The sequence below is a fragment of the Bowmanella yangjiangensis genome, from assembly GCF_017255015.1.
GTDB lineage: Bacteria > Pseudomonadota > Gammaproteobacteria > Enterobacterales > Alteromonadaceae > Bowmanella > Bowmanella yangjiangensis.
Genome location: NZ_JAFKCS010000740.1, coordinates 1 through 360, shown reverse-complemented (window position 1 = coordinate 360; position 360 = coordinate 1). Strand labels below are relative to the sequence as shown.

At 66.9% G+C, this 360-nt stretch carries 1 protein-coding gene; it reads left to right on the top strand.

Going from position 1 to position 360, the window contains the following annotated elements; translation table 11 throughout:
- The coding region (locus J0A65_RS26490; RefSeq protein ID WP_206597159.1) for a proline racemase family protein at nt 1–360 on the top strand (360 nt) is incomplete at both ends.

Sequence of the window (360 nt, the reverse complement as noted above, 5' to 3'; positions counted from 1 at the left end):
AGCGAACCGCAGACCCGGCTGACCCTGGAAGCCCCCGGCGGCCTGGTGGAAGTGGTCGCCGACTGCAAGAACGGCAAGGCCGAGCGCGTCGAAGTGAAGAACGTGCCGTCCTTCTCCGACCGGCTCGACGCCTGGATCGAGGTCGAGGGCATCGGTTCGCTGCAGGTGGACACCGCCTACGGTGGCGACAGTTTCGTCATCGCCGACGCGCACAGGCTGGGCTTCGCCATCACCCCGGACGAAGCTGCGGACCTGGTCGCCATCGGCCTGAAGATCACCCAGGCGGCCAACCAGCAGCTCGGCTTCAGCCACCCGCTGAATCCAGACTGGAACCACCTCTCCTTCTGCCAGATCGCCGCG